Origin of the sequence: Acinetobacter sp. S54 (assembly GCF_016624945.1) — a bacterium.
Lineage (GTDB): Bacteria > Pseudomonadota > Gammaproteobacteria > Pseudomonadales > Moraxellaceae > Acinetobacter.
Window position 1 is genome coordinate 164,556 of sequence record NZ_JACVUI010000002.1, and the last position, 18,301, is coordinate 182,856.

The 18,301-nt window shown below is 38.5% G+C and carries 17 protein-coding genes; 10 read left to right on the top strand and 7 right to left on the bottom strand.

The genetic code is table 11. From position 1 onward, the window contains the following. Positions 1-20 precede the first annotated feature (20 nt). On the bottom strand, positions 21-2,960 hold the full coding sequence (locus tag IAE20_RS03745; RefSeq protein WP_200481162.1) for an insulinase family protein: 2,940 nt from the start codon (positions 2,958-2,960) through the stop codon (positions 21-23). A gap of 420 nt (positions 2,961-3,380) precedes the next feature. On the opposite strand from IAE20_RS03745, the gene IAE20_RS03750 reads away from it, so the two are divergent. The 8 genes from IAE20_RS03750 (at position 3,381) to IAE20_RS03785 (ending at position 9,074) form a co-directional block, all read left to right on the top strand. Beyond that, positions 3,381-4,385, top strand: coding sequence for an adenosine kinase (locus IAE20_RS03750; protein WP_200481163.1), 1,005 nt, complete (start codon positions 3,381-3,383; stop codon positions 4,383-4,385). Between the two features lie 17 nt (positions 4,386-4,402). Next, complete coding sequence (locus IAE20_RS03755) at positions 4,403-4,711, top strand: Rieske (2Fe-2S) protein (protein ID WP_200481164.1); 309 nt, start codon at positions 4,403-4,405, stop codon at positions 4,709-4,711. Positions 4,712-4,728: 17 nt separating this feature from the next. Beyond that, positions 4,729-5,340, top strand: a complete 612-nt coding sequence (locus IAE20_RS03760) for an OB-fold-containig protein (protein ID WP_200481165.1) — start codon at positions 4,729-4,731, stop codon at positions 5,338-5,340. 392 nt (positions 5,341-5,732) lie between these two features. Next, the gene (gene cydP, locus IAE20_RS03765; RefSeq protein ID WP_200459543.1) at positions 5,733-5,924 is read left to right on the top strand and encodes a cytochrome oxidase putative small subunit CydP; all 192 of its coding nucleotides are present in this window, start codon (positions 5,733-5,735) and stop codon (positions 5,922-5,924) included. Continuing rightward, positions 5,924-7,510 carry a cytochrome ubiquinol oxidase subunit I gene (locus IAE20_RS03770; protein WP_200459544.1) on the top strand — a complete coding sequence of 529 codons (1,587 nt, stop codon included), beginning with the start codon at positions 5,924-5,926 and terminating at the stop codon, positions 7,508-7,510. The genes cydP and IAE20_RS03770 overlap by 1 nt, the downstream gene beginning before the upstream one ends. Then, positions 7,507-8,652 (top strand): cytochrome d ubiquinol oxidase subunit II, encoded by a 1,146-nt coding sequence (cydB, locus tag IAE20_RS03775; RefSeq protein WP_200481166.1) that lies wholly within the window; start codon positions 7,507-7,509, stop codon positions 8,650-8,652. The genes IAE20_RS03770 and cydB overlap by 4 nt, the downstream gene beginning before the upstream one ends. 19 nt (positions 8,653-8,671) lie before the next feature. Beyond that, positions 8,672-8,773: a cytochrome bd-I oxidase subunit CydX gene (gene cydX / locus IAE20_RS03780; RefSeq protein ID WP_000270276.1), complete on the top strand. Its 102-nt coding sequence runs from the start codon at positions 8,672-8,674 to the stop codon at positions 8,771-8,773. 1 nt (position 8,774) lies between these two features. Beyond that, the gene (locus IAE20_RS03785; RefSeq protein ID WP_200459847.1) at positions 8,775-9,074 is read left to right on the top strand and encodes a cyd operon YbgE family protein; all 300 of its coding nucleotides are present in this window, start codon (positions 8,775-8,777) and stop codon (positions 9,072-9,074) included. 68 nt (positions 9,075-9,142) lie between these two features. Here the strand turns inward: IAE20_RS03785 and IAE20_RS03790 are convergent, their stop codons facing one another. From IAE20_RS03790 to ftsY, 4 genes are all read right to left on the bottom strand, one after another. Then, on the bottom strand, positions 9,143-11,365 hold the full coding sequence (locus IAE20_RS03790) for a TonB-dependent siderophore receptor (protein WP_200481167.1): 2,223 nt from the start codon (positions 11,363-11,365) through the stop codon (positions 9,143-9,145). A 138-nt stretch (positions 11,366-11,503) separates the two neighbouring features. Further along, on the bottom strand, positions 11,504-12,187 hold the full coding sequence (locus tag IAE20_RS03795) for a DUF2057 family protein (RefSeq protein WP_200481168.1): 684 nt from the start codon (positions 12,185-12,187) through the stop codon (positions 11,504-11,506). 223 nt (positions 12,188-12,410) lie between these two features. Next, positions 12,411-13,007 (bottom strand): nitroreductase family protein, encoded by a 597-nt coding sequence (locus IAE20_RS03800; protein ID WP_200481169.1) that lies wholly within the window; start codon positions 13,005-13,007, stop codon positions 12,411-12,413. Between the two features lie 191 nt (positions 13,008-13,198). Further along, complete coding sequence (ftsY, locus tag IAE20_RS03805) at positions 13,199-14,332, bottom strand: signal recognition particle-docking protein FtsY (protein WP_200459549.1); 1,134 nt, start codon at positions 14,330-14,332, stop codon at positions 13,199-13,201. Between the two features lie 253 nt (positions 14,333-14,585). Here ftsY and IAE20_RS03810 point away from each other — a divergent pair, with 253 nt between their 5' ends. Together IAE20_RS03810 and IAE20_RS03815 are read left to right on the top strand one after the other, a co-directional pair. Further along, positions 14,586-15,959 (top strand): pitrilysin family protein, encoded by a 1,374-nt coding sequence (locus IAE20_RS03810; protein WP_320159410.1) that lies wholly within the window; start codon positions 14,586-14,588, stop codon positions 15,957-15,959. A 10-nt stretch (positions 15,960-15,969) separates the two neighbouring features. Continuing rightward, complete coding sequence (locus IAE20_RS03815) at positions 15,970-17,535, top strand: insulinase family protein (RefSeq protein WP_200481170.1); 1,566 nt, start codon at positions 15,970-15,972, stop codon at positions 17,533-17,535. Here IAE20_RS03815 and IAE20_RS03820 read toward each other — a convergent pair. Then, the gene (locus IAE20_RS03820; protein WP_200481171.1) at positions 17,459-17,782 is read right to left on the bottom strand and encodes a hypothetical protein; all 324 of its coding nucleotides are present in this window, start codon (positions 17,780-17,782) and stop codon (positions 17,459-17,461) included. The genes IAE20_RS03815 and IAE20_RS03820 overlap by 77 nt on opposite strands. Positions 17,783-17,897: 115 nt before the next feature. Then, a complete protein-coding gene (locus IAE20_RS03825; RefSeq protein ID WP_200459553.1) occupies positions 17,898-18,257 on the bottom strand; it encodes a hypothetical protein in 360 nt (119 codons plus the stop codon). Positions 18,258-18,301: the final 44 nt, after the last annotated feature.

Sequence of the window (18,301 nt, forward strand, 5' to 3'; positions counted from 1 at the left end):
AAGTTCTCCAGTTTTTTGTTTTAATTCACTTGCTTAATTTGGAAACCAAGCTGTTCAAGTTCCTGTCGTTTTGCAAACGGAGCAACTACTGCTTTTGTAGGCTTCTGGTTAATTAAATATTGTTTTGCAACGCGTTGCAAATCATCCAGAGTCACATTTAACAACCTTGTGCGCAAGGTTTTCCTAAATGCTGGCGTACGTGCATGCAACAGCGCATAACACGCAGTAATCGCTTCCCCTGCAGGTGAGCCTGGTTTATCCATACTCGCTACCAGACCCAAAATTGCTTCTTCAAGTTGGTGAGGTTGCTGCTGAGTATGCAAAAGCCATTCCACACTCGCATCAAAGTCCTTAAAGGTTTCTGCCAAACGCGGATCGCGATAGCTATAAAAACGGAATGAACATGCATTGCCATCATAACTTGCACCACCACCGTAAGCTCCACCTTTTTCACGAATAGCGCTATGCAAATAACCGTTACGCAGATATGCCGCCAAAACCATAAGTGGTGCTGCATCAGGATCTGAAACGTCAACGGCTGGATAAGCTGATGCACAGAACTGGACATTGGCCTGAATCAACCATGCTTCATCCTGATCATTTGGCTGGTAATCGATATTTTGAAGATTAGGGATATTGCTATCAATTTCAACTTTGTCCCAGACAGTTTGAATTTCTTCAAGCAACTGTTCAGAAAGCTGCTCTTCACACACCAGCAAGAACTGTTTTGGTGCCTGTAGCAGCTTCAAATGAATCGCTTTTAATTCAGCAATCAATTGATTATAAGCATCTTCATTTTTTTCAATATCATCAACCAGATCATTCAGCCAATTTAAAGCGCCCAAACCCGTATTGTGATAGTCGCGTTGTGCCAACGCACTCATGTTCCGCGATGCAACTTGCATCGCATAGCTATGACCAGAACCAGATAGACGAGACTGCCAACGCGTTTTACGTTGTTGAAGTAGCTCAACGATGCGGTCTTTCTCATCAAAACGAAGCTTTTCAAAGGCTAACTTTAATAAGCCAATGGCATCAAATTTTTCATTTAAAGATTTCGTAGTTAATGTCAGCCATGCACTAATTTTGCCTTTATCATCAACCTTACTTCGTAAGGAAGCACCCATTCCCAAACCGCCACTTACTGCGGTTTGCAACTGCTGTAAAGTCAAATAGTCATATTCCCCTGCACCAACTTCCCCCATTAAAATAGACAATAAATTAAAATAAGGGGAATGTACGACTTCGTCAGGAATTTCAATTAAAACCTGCTGATAGTAAATGCCATTGGTTCCCGCATGATATAAATTCAATGGATAATCATGGCGATTTGAAATAATCTCGCGGAGTTGTCCTTGTACAATGTGCAAATCTGCTGGCACATCTTCCAGTCCAACTTTAGGCAATAAATCTAAATCATCAGGTGTATCCTGACGTTGCTTCAATGCCTCAGTATTAGCCTCAATCTCGACACGATCAGCTTGTGTTAAATGTTCACCAATTTGAGCCAAACGCGCTTTTTCTTCTGCTTGTTCTTTTAGTGACTTTTCTGCATCTGGAATCAGCGTCATTTGTACACGGTGTGAATTATCCAGAAGATAAGTCTGAATTAGATTTGACAACCACATCGGATCTTTCAGCTCTTCCTTCACCTGATCAATCGCAGTATCTACATCCCAGACATGAACAGGATCATTGTGGTGAATCGCACTACTTAAACCATTTAGAATTAGGCTCAAACCATACGGCATACCATCACCATTGATTTCACGTTGATGCAACTCAATCTGATGCAAAATTGCATCGACTTGTGCCTGATCGATCGGTTTAGATGCAACATCCTGTAAAACTTTAAGAACGCCCTGTTTAAATTCTTCCGCATTTTCAGCATTTGAACCCTGAACACCACAATAGAACGTCATTTCAAAATTAGAGTCATCTACACCCATCAGTGGACCTGTAGATTGAGCATAACCACAAGTTTCCAAATAATGGCGCAGCGGAGAAGCAGAATTTTCCAGTAAAATACCCTCAACCAGACGCATACCTAAACGCAATTTAATCTCACTAGCCTGAGGTAATAACCAGGCCAGAACATGATAGGTTTTATCGGCTAAATCTTCGCTATCCACCGCATAAGTTTCAGTAACTTCAATAGGCGCAGCCAGACGTCTTTCAGGCGTTGAATAAAGTGTGGTACCTTTTTCAAATTGAGCCAAAGCCAATTTTTCAAACTGCTCTTGTAACTCATAAGCACTTTGATTACCAAAAGTCATAAACACGGCATTACTCGGATGATAATGCGTTTTATAAAATTCAACCAATTGCTCGTAACTAAGGTCTGGAATATCTTTCGGATCACCACCAGAATTATAGTGGTAAGTCGTTTCTGGAAATAAATGATAAGCAAGTTGATGATAAAGCTGATCTGAAGGTGCGCTCATGGCCCCTTTCATTTCATTGAACACCACACCTTTATACACAGGTTCGCCATTTTCAAGCTCAATGCGAATACCTTCTTGTGCAAAATCCAGAGGATTCAAATTTGCGGCAAACGCTGCATCGAGATAAACAGACAATAGATTCTGGAAATCTTTTTTATTTTGTGTCGCAAAAGGATATGCCGTCCAATCTGCTGCGGTAAATGCATTCATAAAGGTATTGAGTGAACGGCGGATCATTAGAAAAAATGGATCGCGTACAGGAAACTTCTCCGAGCCACATAACGCAGTATGCTCAAGAATATGTGCTGTGCCTTTTGAATCCATTGGCTGTGTGCGAAATGCCACTAAAAAAACATTTTCATCGTGTGAAGTAGCTAGATGATAATGAACAGCGCCCGTCACTTTATGCGTATATTCAGAGACTAGAATATCTAAAGCTTCAACATGGTGTTGACGTACCAACTGAAACGCAGGATGTACAGTTTGATTAATGGTTTCAGTGACATCTACCGTCATGTGATCTCCTATAAATTTCTCTTCGTTAACTTGGTTCCATTATAGCCTTAGTATCAAACCAATTTGGTAGTTTTAATCCGACACAATCCCTTTGTTTTAGTATATTTTTGTGCTTACTCAAACCAAATTATCCAAATTCAAAATTTATCTCAAATTTCCAATGAATAATTGAACCCATATTGAATAATTCAAAATATCTTTTCAATAATTTCTGTGCCTATCCACAAAAAAGTATCAACCATTTTAGGTAGAACTGAACCGCTTCCCGAAAATCGGTATTAAGTTTGAATGAGTTGATCAAATCAAGGTGAATAAATTAGCTTTTTATCAGCAAACTGATGAAATTTATTCATCGAACTACAGCAAAACTGAACAATCGTGTAAACTGAGTGCTTTGATTTTTTACGTGTGAATACAATCATGGCAACTGTAGAGCTTTTTGCAATTGGTAATGCGCTTATTGATCAGGAATTTAAAGTATCTGATGATTTTTTAGCCCAGCAAGGCTTGCAAAAAGGCACCATGCAGTTAACTGATGGTTCCACTCAAACCGCATTATATCAAACTTTATTGGATTCTCAGGATTATAAAGGTCAAGCCAGTGGTGGCTCAGCAGCCAATACAACTGTAGCTTTTAGTGCTTTAGGTGGTTCAGCATTTTATGCTTGTCGTGTTGGAAACGATGAATTGGGTCAAATCTATCTTGATGGTTTGAATGATGCCGATATTCTCACTTCAGAAAAATCAAAAACTGATGGCGTTACAGGTACCTGTATGGTGCTTATTAGTCCTGATACTGAGCGTACCATGCATACCTATTTAGGTATCACCACTGAACTTTCTGCCGATCAGGTAGATTACGAGCCATTAAAAAATGCCAAATGGCTTTATATTGAAGGATATCTATCTACTAGCCCATCTGCTCGTTTAGCAGTGAAACAAGCGCGCCAAATTGCTCGTGAAAATGATGTAAAAATTGCGTTATCACTTTCAGATCCTGCCATGGTTCAATATGCGCGTGACGGTTTAGACGAATTGATTGATGACGGTGTGGATTTGTTATTTTGTAATGAACAAGAAGCAATAATGTACACAGAAACTCAAACGATTGATCAAGCTTTTGCCAAATTGAAATTAAAAAACCATACCATTGTCATTACACAAAGCGCCAATGGGGCTTCTGTATATTCGGCGAATACACATTTTCATTTAGGTGGACGTCGAGTGACGGCTGTAGATGCTAACGGTGCTGGTGATGCCTTTGCAGGAGCTTTCTTGTACGCTCTAAATCAAAATAAGTCTCTCGAAGATGCAACTCAACTTGCAATTCTTGTTTCAAGTGAAGTTGTTGCTCAATATGGCCCACGTTTAGATATTGAAAACTATGCTAAACTGCTCAAAAATTTCCAGACTGAATGTGCTTAAACATGGAAAAGATTTGCATGACCGAGGATATCCCTGAACGTGAAGCGCGTTCTTATGAGATTTCTCGCGGAGATACCATTTTTATTACCCAGTGCGATGGCGGATTTTTTGCTTACCAAAATATCTGTCCCCATCTGCAAGTTGAACTTGAGTTTCTAGAAAATCAATTTCTGGATCAAGATCAGGAATTTATTCAATGCTCAACTCATGGCGCGCTGTTCAATGTAGAAACTGGTGAATGTATTTCTGGACCGTGTTTAGGTGAATTTTTGACGAAAGTTGAAATTCAGGTACATTCAGATGGTGGAATTTACTTAACAGAATAATTTCTCAGGTTTTTGCCATGCCAGAATTTTTTTTCAGCTATGACTTGATGCCTTTTCATTTAAGTGTGGTTGCTTTAATTCTGTTAAGTATGGCAGAAACTATCGGCATTTATATAGGTATCCGTCCCAGCAATTTGATCCGAAAGATTTCTCCAAACTGGCTGGTCTATTCACCACTGCTGAATGTCAAATTTTCAAAAGTTCTTATTTTAGTTTTTTTACTGATTAATTTCAGTTTTGCCGGTTATTTTTTGCAGCTTGCTTTTTTTGCCAGGCAGCATAGTTTTGTTTCCCCCTTCTACCTGATCCTGCCTGCTTTTATTATTGCCATATTTTTCACTGTATTCATGATTCACTGTCTGGATCAAGTAATTAAACCGCAACTTGAGCATCATCATACTAGCCTGTTGGGCCGACTCGCAACAATCTCTAGCGGAAATGCCCGCCCAGGTTTTTCTGCACAAGCTCGCATCCGGGACGAATTTGGTCAAATTCATTATGTTCAAGTTGAACCAGAATTTGGCGAATTAGAATTTCGCTCGCAAGTTATTCTTATCCGTTTCAAACAAACACATTACATTGCCAAAAAAATTGCCGTATCAAATCACTTATTTACACCACAACAATAATCATGTATATATTTTGATCAACAAGAAAAGCTCACATAGGATAATTCAAACCCAAAGAGTAAATTATAAAATTAAAATTTTATCTACCAAAACATGATATCACTATAATCCGAGCTTTTTTGTAGGTTATTTAAATTCGTCTAAAACTTAATTATTAGCATTTTAGTTGGTTTTACAACTTTAAATACAACTGTTTTAGTCTGGTTTATTTTTACTTAAATACAAGTGTTTTAATATACTTTATATTATTTTATTAAGAGTAAAATTTTTTAATTCAAACCATTGATTTTAATGAATTTAATAATATATTTTTATTTTAATTGTTTTTGTTGTTTATTTTTTTAATGATGTCATGAATAATATGTATTATTCAGTCCAATAGGCTTGTATATATGAGCTTGGTGAAAAAAGATTTTAATCGACGCTTAGTTAAAGAAATTACAATCATATTAATAATTAAGATTGTTCTTTTACTAACAATCAAACACATCTGGTTTGATGCCCCTACTATTCCCAAAGATTTTGACAATCAAGTTGCCGAGCATATTGCTGGCACAAATTCCCAAATCAAGGAGACACGTTGATGATTTCTGAAAGCGTGGTCGATCTTTCGCGGTTCCAGTTCGCTATGACCGCAATGTATCACTTCATTTTTGTTCCACTGACTTTAGGTCTGGCTTTTCTACTTGCCATTATGGAAACGACGTACGTCATTTCAGGTAAAGAAATTTATAAAGACATGACCAAATTCTGGGGAAAACTTTTCGGTATCAACTTTGCTTTAGGTGTAACAACTGGCCTAACCATGGAGTTCCAGTTCGGTACAAATTGGGCTTACTACTCGCATTATGTGGGAGACATTTTTGGTGCGCCACTCGCAATTGAAGGCTTAATGGCTTTCTTCTTAGAATCAACTTTTATTGGTTTATTCTTTTTTGGATGGGATCGTCTATCTAAAGTACAGCATTTGGGTGTAACTTGGTTAGTAGCCATTGGTTCGAACATGTCAGCCTTGTGGATTTTGGTCGCAAATGGTTGGATGCAAAACCCCGTTGGTGCTGCATTTAACTATGAAACCATGCGTATGGAACTCACCGATTTTGCTGCATTGATTTTTAATCCTGTCGCTCAAGTCAAATTCGTACATACTGTTTCTGCAGGTTACGTCACTGGTGCAATTTTCGTATTGGCCATTTCTAGTTACTACTTATTGAAAAAACGTGATCTACCATTTGCACGTCGTTCCTTTGCAATCGCAGCAGTTTTCGGTTTGGCATCGACCCTGTCTGTTATCTTACTAGGTGATGAATCAGGTTACGAGCTAGGCGATGTTCAAAAAGCGAAACTTGCCGCTATTGAGTCGGAATGGGAAACTCAGCCAGCCCCTGCAAGTTTCACTTTATTTGGTATTCCAAATCAGCAAGAAATGCGAACTGACTATGCCATTAAAATCCCTTATGCACTGGGCTTAATTGCAACACGTTCAACTGACAAGCAAGTCACAGGTATTACCGACTTGATGAAAGAACATGAACTGCGCATTCGTAATGGTATGGTCGCCTATAGTGAACTTGAAAAACTTCGCGCTGGTGATAGATCTCCAGAACTGCTCAATTCATTTAAAGAAAATCAAAAAGATTTGGGCTATGGTTTGTTATTGAAAAAATATACAGACAATGTCACAGATGCAACTGAGTCAAACATTCAGTCCGCTGTAAAAGACAGTATTCCTAATGTCACTGCGCTGTTCTTTACTTTCCGTATCATGGTCGCTTGTGGTTTCCTTATGCTACTGCTATTTATTTTGGCAGCATGGTCTGTGGCTAAACGTAATGCTGAAGAGAAACCATGGTTACTTAAGTTTGCATTATTTGCTTTACCTTTGCCGTGGATTGCAGCCCAAACTGGTTGGTATGTTGCAGAAGGTGGACGTCAACCATGGACGATTGGTGAGGTCTTACCAACCCATTTATCTGCTTCAAGCTTAAGTACAGGAGATGTTTGGGGTTCAATTATCGCACTTGCAGCGTTTTATACAGTACTACTCATTATTGAAATGTACTTAATGATCAAGTTCGCACGTTTGGGTCCAAGCTCACTTCATACTGGTAAATACCATTTTGAACAACAAGAAAACTCGAATATGGTGGCTGGGGAGGCTCAATCATGATCGAATATGAACTCCTAAAAATTATCTGGTGGGTCCTGGTCGGAGTACTCTTGATTGGACTTGCCCTAACTGACGGTTTTGATATGGGTGCCATGATACTCATGCCTTTCGTTGGTAAAACCGATAACGAACGTCGTGTAGCAATCAATACGATTGCTCCACATTGGGATGGTAATCAAGTCTGGTTAATTACCGCAGGTGGTGCAATTTTTGCCGCATGGCCAATGGTATACGCAGTTGCCTTCTCTGGAATGTACTGGGCTTTATTGTTGGTCTTGTTTGGTCTATTTTTAAGACCTGTCGGTTTTGATTATCGCTCAAAACTTGAAAATACCAAATGGCGTAAATCATGGGACTGGGGTCTATGTATTGGTAGTTTTGTTCCAGCTCTCGTATTTGGTGTAGCATTCGGTAATATGCTAGTGGGTGTACCTTTTAGTCTGGATGAAACAGTTCGTTCTCACTATGATGGTAGTTTCTTTGCGCTGCTTAATCCATTTTCTGTAGTCTGTGGTTTAGTCAGCGTCACCATGCTGTGCGCACACGGGGGCGCATGGTTAATGCTCCGTACAGATGGGGATTTGCATCGTCGTGCAGCAAAAGCAACACAAATTATGGCGCTTGTATATTTAGTCTGTTTTATTGCAGCTGGCGCATGGCTATATTTGGGTAATATTGAAGGTTATACGCTTGCGCAACCATTCAATACCAATGGCGTAGCAAACCCTCTAGCAAAAGAAGTAATTACCCATGGTAACCATGGCTGGCTAAACAACTATAGCCAATACCCAATTACTATGATTGCCCCTATTTTAGGTATTCTCGGTGGTCTAATTGCTCTATTTGCATCTGGTAAAAATAAAGCTGGTTTTAGTTTTATGGGTTCTGCTTTAGCCGTTGTTGGAACAATTCTTACTGCTGGTTTCGCATTATTCCCGTTCTTAATGCCATCTAGTATCAATCCTGTTTCTAGCCTCACGATGTGGGATGCCGTTTCAAGCCATAAAACACTAGGGGTTATGACGGTTGCTGCATGTATTTTTGTGCCAATCATATTAAGTTATACATGCTGGTGCTACTATAAAATGTGGGGCGTTATTACGAGTAAAGACATTCAAGCTAATTCACATAGTTTGTACTAAGGTGACGAGGAGAATAAATATGTGGTATTTCGCATGGATTCTTGGAATATTAATGGCTTGTTTTGCAGGTGTTCTAAGCGCTCTTTATATTGAGCACCATCAAAATCTGGATGAGGAATAACATCATGGCAGAAGCAATGACAACAGCAAAGAGAAGTAAAGCGCAAACATTTGCGATGGCAGTTTCATTTTTGTTGGCGTTGCCACTTGCGGCTGTTTTGTTAGTTCACCCTGCCATGATGCTTGATGCGAATGGTCATTATAATCATAGTGTACTTATGCTGGTCATGTTAGGAATCTCTGGCGGCTTTATTCATGGAGTCGGATATATTCCTCAATTCTGGTTATGGAAATGGTTATTTAGTCCATATATCGCATGGCCATTCATGTTAATTGGTTACTATTTGTGGTTTGTTAAATAGCCACTTATTAAATAAAAAACCTCCGAAATTCGGAGGTTTTTTATAGCTATCAAGATATATTGCTGATATTACCAAGTATAAGTTAGCCCTAATCGAAAACTTCTTGGAGTTCCATAGTAGCTATTACCTATAGTAGTGTAATAATTTTTATCGAATAAATTAGCAATATTTAAATTACCACTTAGATTTTGATTAAATTTATAACGTGCCATAAGATCCACTAAAGCATATGAACCTTGGTCGAGCTTAACTTTATTTGGTCCAGAATCAAGTTTATATATTTCACTTTGCCAACGTACTCCACCCCCTATTTGCAATGATTTATCCAAATAAGGTAAAACATACGTAGTAAAAATTCTGGCTGTGGTTTGAGGTACGTCTGTATTAATCCTCTGATCATCACTATCACGCGATATATTCCGTGAAAAACTGGTAGAAACCTGCCATTCTGGTAGTATTTGACCACTTACCTCAAATTCTATCCCTTTACTTTCTGTACCACTTAAAGCTTCATAAAGAGTTTCACCATTTGAATTTGTTAGTGGATCCCCATTTTCATCATATAAAGCCGATGCGACATTATCCTGTTTGGTTTTATATACCGCAGCTGCAATATTTAGCATATTGTCATAAAAAGCACCTTTTAAACCAATTTCTGTACTTTTGCCTTCTAGAGGATCCAGCATTTGGTTATTTATGTTTTTATAGTTTTGTGGCTGAAAAATTGTCGTATAACTTGAATAGATTGACCAATAATCATTAATGTCGAAAACCAATCCCACATATGGAGTTACTTCACCTGTTTCATGTCGCTTATCTCTGGTTGTCGTTGAGTCTGCATAACTATAATCAATATTATCAGTTTTCCAATCCTCTACACGTGCCCCTGTAAGTAAAGAAAGCTTTTTATGTAGTTGAAATTTAAAAGCAGCGTAAGCAGAGTAATCTTTGACTTCTTGTGAATACCAGCCTGTAGCTACTAAATCAGGACGTGAGATTTGTGTAGCATTCCATTCATAGATATTGTTTACAGTAGTATTCCAATTAGGGTCACTTGTAGTATTCCAGCTATAGGCCTGTCTTTTATCATTTTTATTTTGGGCCAAAGTTGTGCCTAGAACTGCTTGATGCTCTAAGCCGAATAATTCAAATTTACCATTTAATGACGTCGAAAACACATCCTGTATCGGTCTATAGTCCCAACGACTTGCCCACAATTTTAATCCACTGCCCGTTGTTTTATTTGGCGTACCTAATACATAACCGATCAATTCATCTGAATCTGTAATTACTCGGGAAAGTGTACTTTTTAGTGTCCAGTTCTCGTTAAAATTATGCTCAAGATCTAAATATAGCCCTGTATTTTCTCGATTGGAATATGCCCAGTCTGCTCCCGCCGTAGCTGAACGAGCCCATGATGTTTTTGTTCCATCAGAAAACCATGCAGGTAAACCACCTCGTGAAGAACCATCCAAGTCAATTGCCGAATGATTAAAAGCAAAGCTCAGCTTGGTTTTATCACCAATATCCCCTTCAACCACCCCATAAATAACTTTTCTATCCTCACTCAGATTATTGATATAACTATCGTTTTTTTGAACGGCCATAATTAAACGACCACGAATTGAACCATCTTCATTTAAAGGTGAAGATACATCTGTTTCAACACGACCAAAGTCCCAACTACCACCAGTCACATTTATACTTGCATATTGCGTCGGCAAAGGTTTCTTTTTAACCAGATTAATGCTTGCACTAGGTGAACCAGCGCCAGTCATGAGGCCACTTGCCCCTCGGATGACTTCAACTCTGTCAAAAATAGCCATATCTTGACTTTGATAAATACTGTCATAAGAGCTAAGCTGTTTTACACCATCTAACAGATAATTATTTATTGTAAAACCACGTGAATAAATGGGTGAAGAATCTGAACCATACCCTCCCGATGAGCTCACGCTTAAACCAGCCGCAATTGATGCAACATCCATAAGCTGGGTAAGTCCTTGATCCTTCATCTGTTGCTGCGTATAAACACTGACCATTTGAGGCGTTTCTTTTAATGATAGTGCCAAGCCAGTGGCTGCAGATGTTACCGGTGTTGTATAGGAACCAGTCCCTTCAGTTGTCTCACTTTTTTGGTTTTCAGCTTTAACTATAATGGTAGGGAGTTGCTGCGCCTCTTCTGTTGAATCATTTGTCTGACTTGCATTTGCTGCATATAAATGCATGGATGAAGCCGAGAGCAAAAGTATTTGAATGGTATAACTCAAATAGCTGATTTTAAAATCCATAACAACCCCACACCAAACAAATGAAACTCATTATCGTTATTATTATTAATTTAACAAATTATAAATACTGATTTATTTTATAAGTATAAGTTCTAAAATAGAATAGGTCAGTATTTAACCTATTCCTTATTCTTCAAATTAATTCGTTTGTCCAGCCAACCATGCCATAAATTTTTGACGTTCCACTTTTGAGGATTTTTGCCATAACTCAACTAATTGTTGATCATGAGTTTTCCCAGCACTAACGGTCTGAGTCGTTACAATTGTAGAAGGAATATCTACTGTTTCTTTAACTGTTGCTGCTTGAGCAGTATACACGGGCGCGGGTTGATTGGCTGGTGCAGATTTATTTTGTGTTAAATCATAAGCTTTGCCAAAAAGTCCTCTGTTAAACCAAGGCTTAGCTTCTGTATTTGCCCCTGTTTGTCGTACAAGTAACTGATGGCTAGCATTATAAAGGCCAATGGTCGGTTGTTCGGCATACTTCTTTGCGTCTTCAAAATTTGCAGGTGCATTCAGCAAATCCAGTTTATAGCTTGCCCCGTCTTTTAAAGGCGGTGTTTTCAAGGTCACAATTCCTGATTTTACAATATCGTGCTCCCCATCCAGATGCTGAAAAAACTCTTGATAACGAACACTAATACTTATTTCACCCGCATCAACTTTATAAGCATTTTCTTTTTGGCGCAATAAACCTGAATTCACCTCTTGGTCATTAACCGCAAGTATCACGATTTCCTCTGGTGCTGTAATCGTAGCAGCAGCAAAAACAGAACTGCTTAAACATAAACTTAATGCTGCGAGGGTGAACTTTAAAGTCATTGTCGGATTTCTCTATTCATTTTTCAAATCATGAGCACTATGCAGTGCAGTTGTGACAATTTTATGACAAATATTTCAATAATTTTACTAAGTTATTCAATTTTTTAATGATATTTAAATGAATAAAAAAGAAATTAGGCTATGTTTACACATTTCATTTGAAATACTTAAGTATAAAAAAGAGCGCATAAATGCACTCTTTATTTACAAAATAAATTTAAACTTAGTTAAACGTTTTGAAGCGTACATCATCGCTTATGTAATCTTTATCACCTGCTGGCGCTTCAATTGAACCAAATACTAACTGGGCACGAAGTTTCCAGTTATGCGGGATCTCAAAAGCTTCTGCAACTTCATCATCAACAATTGGATTGTAGTGTTGAAGTGACGCGCCTACATTATGTTCTGCCAAAGCCGTCCAAGCAGCAAATTGAGCAATCGCAGTTGAATGTTCAGACCAAACTGGAAAGTTATCCGCATATAATGCGAATTGCTCTTGCAGACCTTTGATAACAGCCTGATCTTCATAAAATAATGCCGTACCAAAACCAGCAGAGAAGCTATCAAGTTTGCCACTTGTTGCAGCAAATGCAGTTTCTGGAACAATTTTTCTTAAAGTTTCACGAACAATTTCCCAAAATTTATGATGAGAATCACCAAACAAGATCACTACACGTGAAGATTGTGAGTTAAATGAAGATGGGCTATGTTTTACCGCATCTTTGATGATTTGCTCAATCTCAGCTTGCTCTAATGCAACATTTTTTCCGATTGCATAGATACTACGACGATTTTTAATTTTATCTAAGAACGATGTCATTTGTTATATCCTGTGTGTGCATTTGACCTGAAGGTCGTGATCTGGAATAGGTATAAGTCTATGCATCTCTTATGGCGTATTCATTACTAATTTTATTACATACTGTTTTATTTTTAGAACAATTGGGCTGTTTTAAAAGTATCAAGAACAAAAAACTCCACATATTGTGGAGTTTCAAAACTTAAAACCGCTTATTTATCTGTTTCAAATAAAGCTGCTACAAATGATTTTGCCGAAAATGGACGCAAATCATCAATTTTTTCACCCACACCGATAAAACGAATAGGTACATGACTACGACTGGCAATATTAAACAGCACACCGCCTTTGGCAGTTCCGTCCAGTTTGGTAATGGTAATTCCTGTTAAGCCAACTGCCTGATCAAATTCTTGAACCTGATTAATGGCATTTTGTCCTGTACCCGCATCAACAACCAACATAATTTCATGTGGAGCAGTTGCATCAATCTTCTGCATCACACGCTTTACCTTTTTAAGCTCTTCCATCAGGTTACTTTTATTATGTAAACGACCTGCTGTATCTGCAATAAGTACGTCAATACCTTTAGCACGCGCACTTTCAAAGGCATCAAAAATTACAGATGCACTATCTGCACCGTGCCCCTGAGCCACCACAGCGATATTATTACGTTCACCCCAAATTTGTAACTGTTCAGTTGCCGCTGCACGGAATGTATCCCCTGCTGCCAGCATAACTTTTTTACCTTCGCCCTGTAACCGCTTTGCCAGCTTACCAATCGTAGTGGTTTTACCCACACCATTTACCCCCACCATGAGGATCACGTAAGGGGTTTTATTGGGATCAATATGTAACGGCTTTACCCGTGGCGCAAGCAAGGCGACCAATTCTTCTTGTAACGCCTTGTAGAGTGAATGTGAATAAATTAAATCACCGCGCGCTGTTCGCTCAGTTAGATTAGTAATAATGGTTTTGGTAGCATCTACTCCAATATCCGAAACTAGTAGTTGCTCTTCAACCTCTTCTAAAAGCTCATCATCGATCTCTTTACCACCAATCAAGATATTAACCATACCATCCGCCAAGTTACGGCGTGTTTTGGTTAGTCCGTCCTTCATACGACTAAAGAAACCACCTTTAGAATGAAGTTCATCAGAGTTTTGACCAGCATCCTGAATATCAGGAGTTTCAGATTCAGCAGCAATAGGTAAAGCGGATTCTTGGGTCTTTACAACCTCATCAATAATTGGGACATTGATAGCGGGTAAGTTTGGTAACGTGACATCGTCATCCCCAATGTCAGCATCAATCAAGAATTTATTTTGCATATTCGATTGCTGTTGCATACCGATTCCCTTGAAAAGCAGCGGGTTAAAAAGAGAGATTTTAGCACAGATTCACTACATTGCCCGACCTTATTCACCCTGCTTTGGTACCTCTCTTAAATATTCAAAACGTCATTTTCCAGATGTCCTATTTCAAAAAATAGTGCTTTTTTCAAATAAATAATCTTCACTAAAACACAACAGGATATGCTTGAGTTTAAACGCTATTTTCTTAAAAATAGACTGAAATATGAGAAATACTTATGGACGGCTTGTGTTCAAATCGTTGTTTCAAGATTTTAAATTCATCTTTTTATTTTCTTTTTTATCTTTTCTAAGTATCAATGTTAGTTATGCAGAAACACAAAGCCAACTTGGTCGCACTACCTTTGAAACTACACTGGCAAATGGTTTAAAAGTGATTATCCGTGAAGATCATCGCGCACCTATTGCGATTGCTCAGATCTGGTATTCAGTAGGTAGTAGCGATGAATCTGGCAACATTCTAGGCGTTTCTCATGCACTTGAACATATGATGTTTAAAGGAACCAGCAAAGTTCCAGATAATGAGTTTACTCGCCTCAGCAGAATATATGGTGGTCGAGTCAATGCTGCGACCTCTACTAATTACACCAATTATTACCAGCTTTATCCTAAAGCCTATTTACCGATGGCACTTGAGCTTGAAGCAGATCGCATGACCAATCTGGTATTACGTCAAAGCGATTTTTCAACTGAAATGAATGTCGTTATGGAAGAACGGCGACAACGCACCGATGATAATCCACGCTCACTGGCTTTTGAGCGTTTTAAATGGCTAGCTTACCCCACTAGTCATGCACGACAACCCATCATTGGGTACATGAAAAATCTACAGAATATTCAATTGGACGATCTGAAAAAATGGTACAAAACATGGTATAGCCCAAATCATGCCACATTGATCATTATTGGTGACGTTGATGCGGAAACCACCTTAAAACAGGTTCAAAAATATTTCGCTCATATTCCCAAACAACTGACACCAGAACGTAATGATGTACTTGAATTTGATCGTGTTGGGTATCGCCATATGGAAGTCGAGCTACCTGTACAAGTGCCTAATCTTTATATGGCATGGAATGTTCGATCAATCAAAACTGCTAAAAACCCACAAGATGCTTATGCCCTTACCATTATTCAAGCACTTCTTGATGGCAATATTTCTTCTCGCTTGCAACAACGTCTAGTACGTGACAAAAAAACGCTAACCTCTATTAGTGTGAATTATGATCCGTATAACCGTGGTGATAGTTTATTTACTATTACCGCTTTACCTGCGGATGGAGTAAGTCTCATATCTGCACAAGATGCGATTCAAAAAGAAATTGATGCACTCAAAATGGAATTAGTTGAACCCATTGAACTTGAACGTGTCACTAATAATTTTGTTTCTAATTTGATTTACAGCCAAGACGATATTATTGGTCAGGCACATATGATCGGATTACTTGAAGTTAATGGTCTAAGCTATCGACTGGTTGATGAATTGCCAGAACACTACCAAACTGTTACCCCGCAAGATATACAGCGCGTTGCTAATGCCTATTTTGTTAAAAGTAACCTTACGACTTTATATTTAGAACCAGAACAAGAACAGGGAAAATAAAGGAATCCGCATGAAAACGTCTCTATTAATTATATTAGCCAGTTCCTTTCTCACTTTCCCGGTGTTTGCAGATATTGTAGATCAAGACCTGCCTGAGCAGGATGATCCCTCACAACTAAAATCCATAACCCAACTTAACAGTCTCAAAAATATTCCTGCCAAACAGACTGATCAAGCGCCTTATGTGCACGATTTAAAAAATGCATATCAAGTGCGTACATTATTTGTTGAATCTTCTGCTTTACCTATAGTCGATCTACAACTCACATTCAATGCTGGATCCGCACGTGATGAAAGTATAGGCAAAGGTTTGTTCGGCATAGCCAATATGGCTGCCAATCTAATGACTGAAGGCACTGAGAATTATAGTGCCACTCAAATTGCCAATACATTTGAGCAACTTGGTGCGCAGTTTAGTGTCAAAGCGTATCGGGATATGTTTGTTGTACGTTTGAGAGTGATGTCTGATCCCCAGAAAATACAGCCTGCCATCAATCTAATGCTAGAAGTACTTAATCATGCAACATTTACCCCGTCAAGTCTAAATTTGGTGTATAGCAATACACAGGTTGGTCAGCGCCAATTACAAGAAAATCCTAATCGTTTAATTGATATCAAACTCTATCGTACTTTGTACGGAACCCATCCCTATGCCCAGCCTATTACCGGCACTAATGCCAGTATTCGTAAAATTACACCCGCATTACTTAAACAGTTTCGTGAGCAATTATTGGTTGCACAAAATATGAATATTGCGATGACGGGACAACTCACCACGCAACAAGCCAGCGACCTTAGTATAAAAATTATTCAATCGCTTCCACAAGGTCGAGCCGCTCTGCCTCTTAATCAACCCGATTCAGAACGCGGTTTTAACATCCAGCATATTCCATATCAGTCCACCCAAGCTTATGTCACAATGGGACATTTAGGCATCAGTCGAAATGATCCAGATCAGCCTGCACTGGAACTTGCTAATCAAATGCTTGGTGGATCAGGGTTTAATTCATTGCTAATGAAAGAACTTCGAGTAAAACGTGGTTATACTTATGGTGCGTACAGTGCATTTAGCTTTACCCAAACAAACGGTATTTTCAGTTTAAATTATTCGACTAAACAAGATCAGCTCATGGAGAGTATTCAGGTAGCACATAAAACATTAGTTGATTTTGTAAAACAACCTATTGATAGAAAACAACTCGAAGAAACAAGAAGCGGTATGCTGCGTGCGTTTCCCATGAGCTTCAGTAGTAATGCCAATATCAATGCACAACTTGGTTCAATCGGATTTTATGGATTACCCGCAGATTATTTATCTATTTATCCTGAACAGCTTAGAAAACTTACAGCTCAAGATGTACAACAAGCCATCAGAAAACATATACATCCAGACAACCTGACCGTCATTGTTGCAAGTGAAAAACTAGATAAAGAAAAATTACTACAAGATCTTAAAGATAATTTATCTCCCATAAAACCCGTACAGATTGATCCAGAAGCTATTCATCCTCCAGCGCCATCGCAGGATAATGTTGCGCCTTTGAATTTTCATACTGATACGCACGCATCAATTTAAAGTATTCAGCACGACTAATTCCGTCATGCTGCAAAAGCTGTTGTGCTATTTTCTGAGTTTCTGGATTATTTGCCATATGCGATAAATTCACAATAGATTGATGCTGTGGCTTAGAAATAGGACGCTGTAACGCCATAAAGGCCAATATCAACATTGTGATAATAATGACGGCGACTACAATATTGTAAATGCGCTCTAATTTAAATTCATTTCCAAGTTTTAGAAAATTTTGTCTTGATATGAGCATACCTTACCTCGAATAGATGTAGTGTATGGCTCATTTGCTTTGCATACAAGTCAAAGCGCCTAATTCTCCAGATAAAAAATCATTAGGCGCTATAGAATGCTTAAAACTTATAAAATTAAGTCATTAAGGCACGGACGAATGCAAAATATAAGATAAAAGCAATAATAGCCAGAACAATCAAAATAGCAAAATAGCTTACCCCTGTTTCTGCATCCGCTGGATGCAAATCATCTTCATCTGCCAAACGCAATAATTCTCCATCATAAACACGGTAAAACCAAGCTTTTATCTGCGGATCAAGTTGTCGAGTAAAATCATAAACACGTTTACGCTGTGCCAGACAATAATCACCTAAATGAATTTCCTGATGAAAAATCGCTTCGTCCAACTGTTTGCGATGATACTGCGCCAAAGCAATAATTTGGGATTCATCTGGTGGAACTTCAAAGTTAAAGCCATCTATCGTTGTTAGCATGTTCTTCTCCTTGTCATGTCATATTTAATTGTTATATTGATTTT

Excerpts from the sequence above, each read along its gene's own strand:
- IAE20_RS03745 (WP_200481162.1), bottom strand. The coding sequence starts at position 2,960 with ATGACGGTAGATGTCACTGAAACCATTAATCAAACTGTACATCCTGCG.
- IAE20_RS03750 (WP_200481163.1), top strand. The coding sequence starts at position 3,381 with ATGGCAACTGTAGAGCTTTTTGCAATTGGTAATGCGCTTATTGATCAG.
- IAE20_RS03755 (WP_200481164.1), top strand. The coding sequence starts at position 4,403 with ATGACCGAGGATATCCCTGAACGTGAAGCGCGTTCTTATGAGATTTCT.
- IAE20_RS03760 (WP_200481165.1), top strand. The coding sequence starts at position 4,729 with ATGCCAGAATTTTTTTTCAGCTATGACTTGATGCCTTTTCATTTAAGT.
- cydP (WP_200459543.1), top strand. The coding sequence starts at position 5,733 with ATGAGCTTGGTGAAAAAAGATTTTAATCGACGCTTAGTTAAAGAAATT.
- IAE20_RS03770 (WP_200459544.1), top strand. The coding sequence starts at position 5,924 with ATGATTTCTGAAAGCGTGGTCGATCTTTCGCGGTTCCAGTTCGCTATG.
- cydB (WP_200481166.1), top strand. The coding sequence starts at position 7,507 with ATGATCGAATATGAACTCCTAAAAATTATCTGGTGGGTCCTGGTCGGA.
- cydX (WP_000270276.1), top strand. The coding sequence starts at position 8,672 with ATGTGGTATTTCGCATGGATTCTTGGAATATTAATGGCTTGTTTTGCA.
- IAE20_RS03790 (WP_200481167.1), bottom strand. The coding sequence starts at position 11,365 with ATGGATTTTAAAATCAGCTATTTGAGTTATACCATTCAAATACTTTTG.
- IAE20_RS03795 (WP_200481168.1), bottom strand. The coding sequence starts at position 12,187 with ATGACTTTAAAGTTCACCCTCGCAGCATTAAGTTTATGTTTAAGCAGT.
- IAE20_RS03800 (WP_200481169.1), bottom strand. The coding sequence starts at position 13,007 with ATGACATCGTTCTTAGATAAAATTAAAAATCGTCGTAGTATCTATGCA.
- ftsY (WP_200459549.1), bottom strand. The coding sequence starts at position 14,332 with ATGCAACAGCAATCGAATATGCAAAATAAATTCTTGATTGATGCTGAC.
- IAE20_RS03815 (WP_200481170.1), top strand. The coding sequence starts at position 15,970 with ATGAAAACGTCTCTATTAATTATATTAGCCAGTTCCTTTCTCACTTTC.
- IAE20_RS03820 (WP_200481171.1), bottom strand. The coding sequence starts at position 17,782 with ATGCTCATATCAAGACAAAATTTTCTAAAACTTGGAAATGAATTTAAA.
- IAE20_RS03825 (WP_200459553.1), bottom strand. The coding sequence starts at position 18,257 with ATGCTAACAACGATAGATGGCTTTAACTTTGAAGTTCCACCAGATGAA.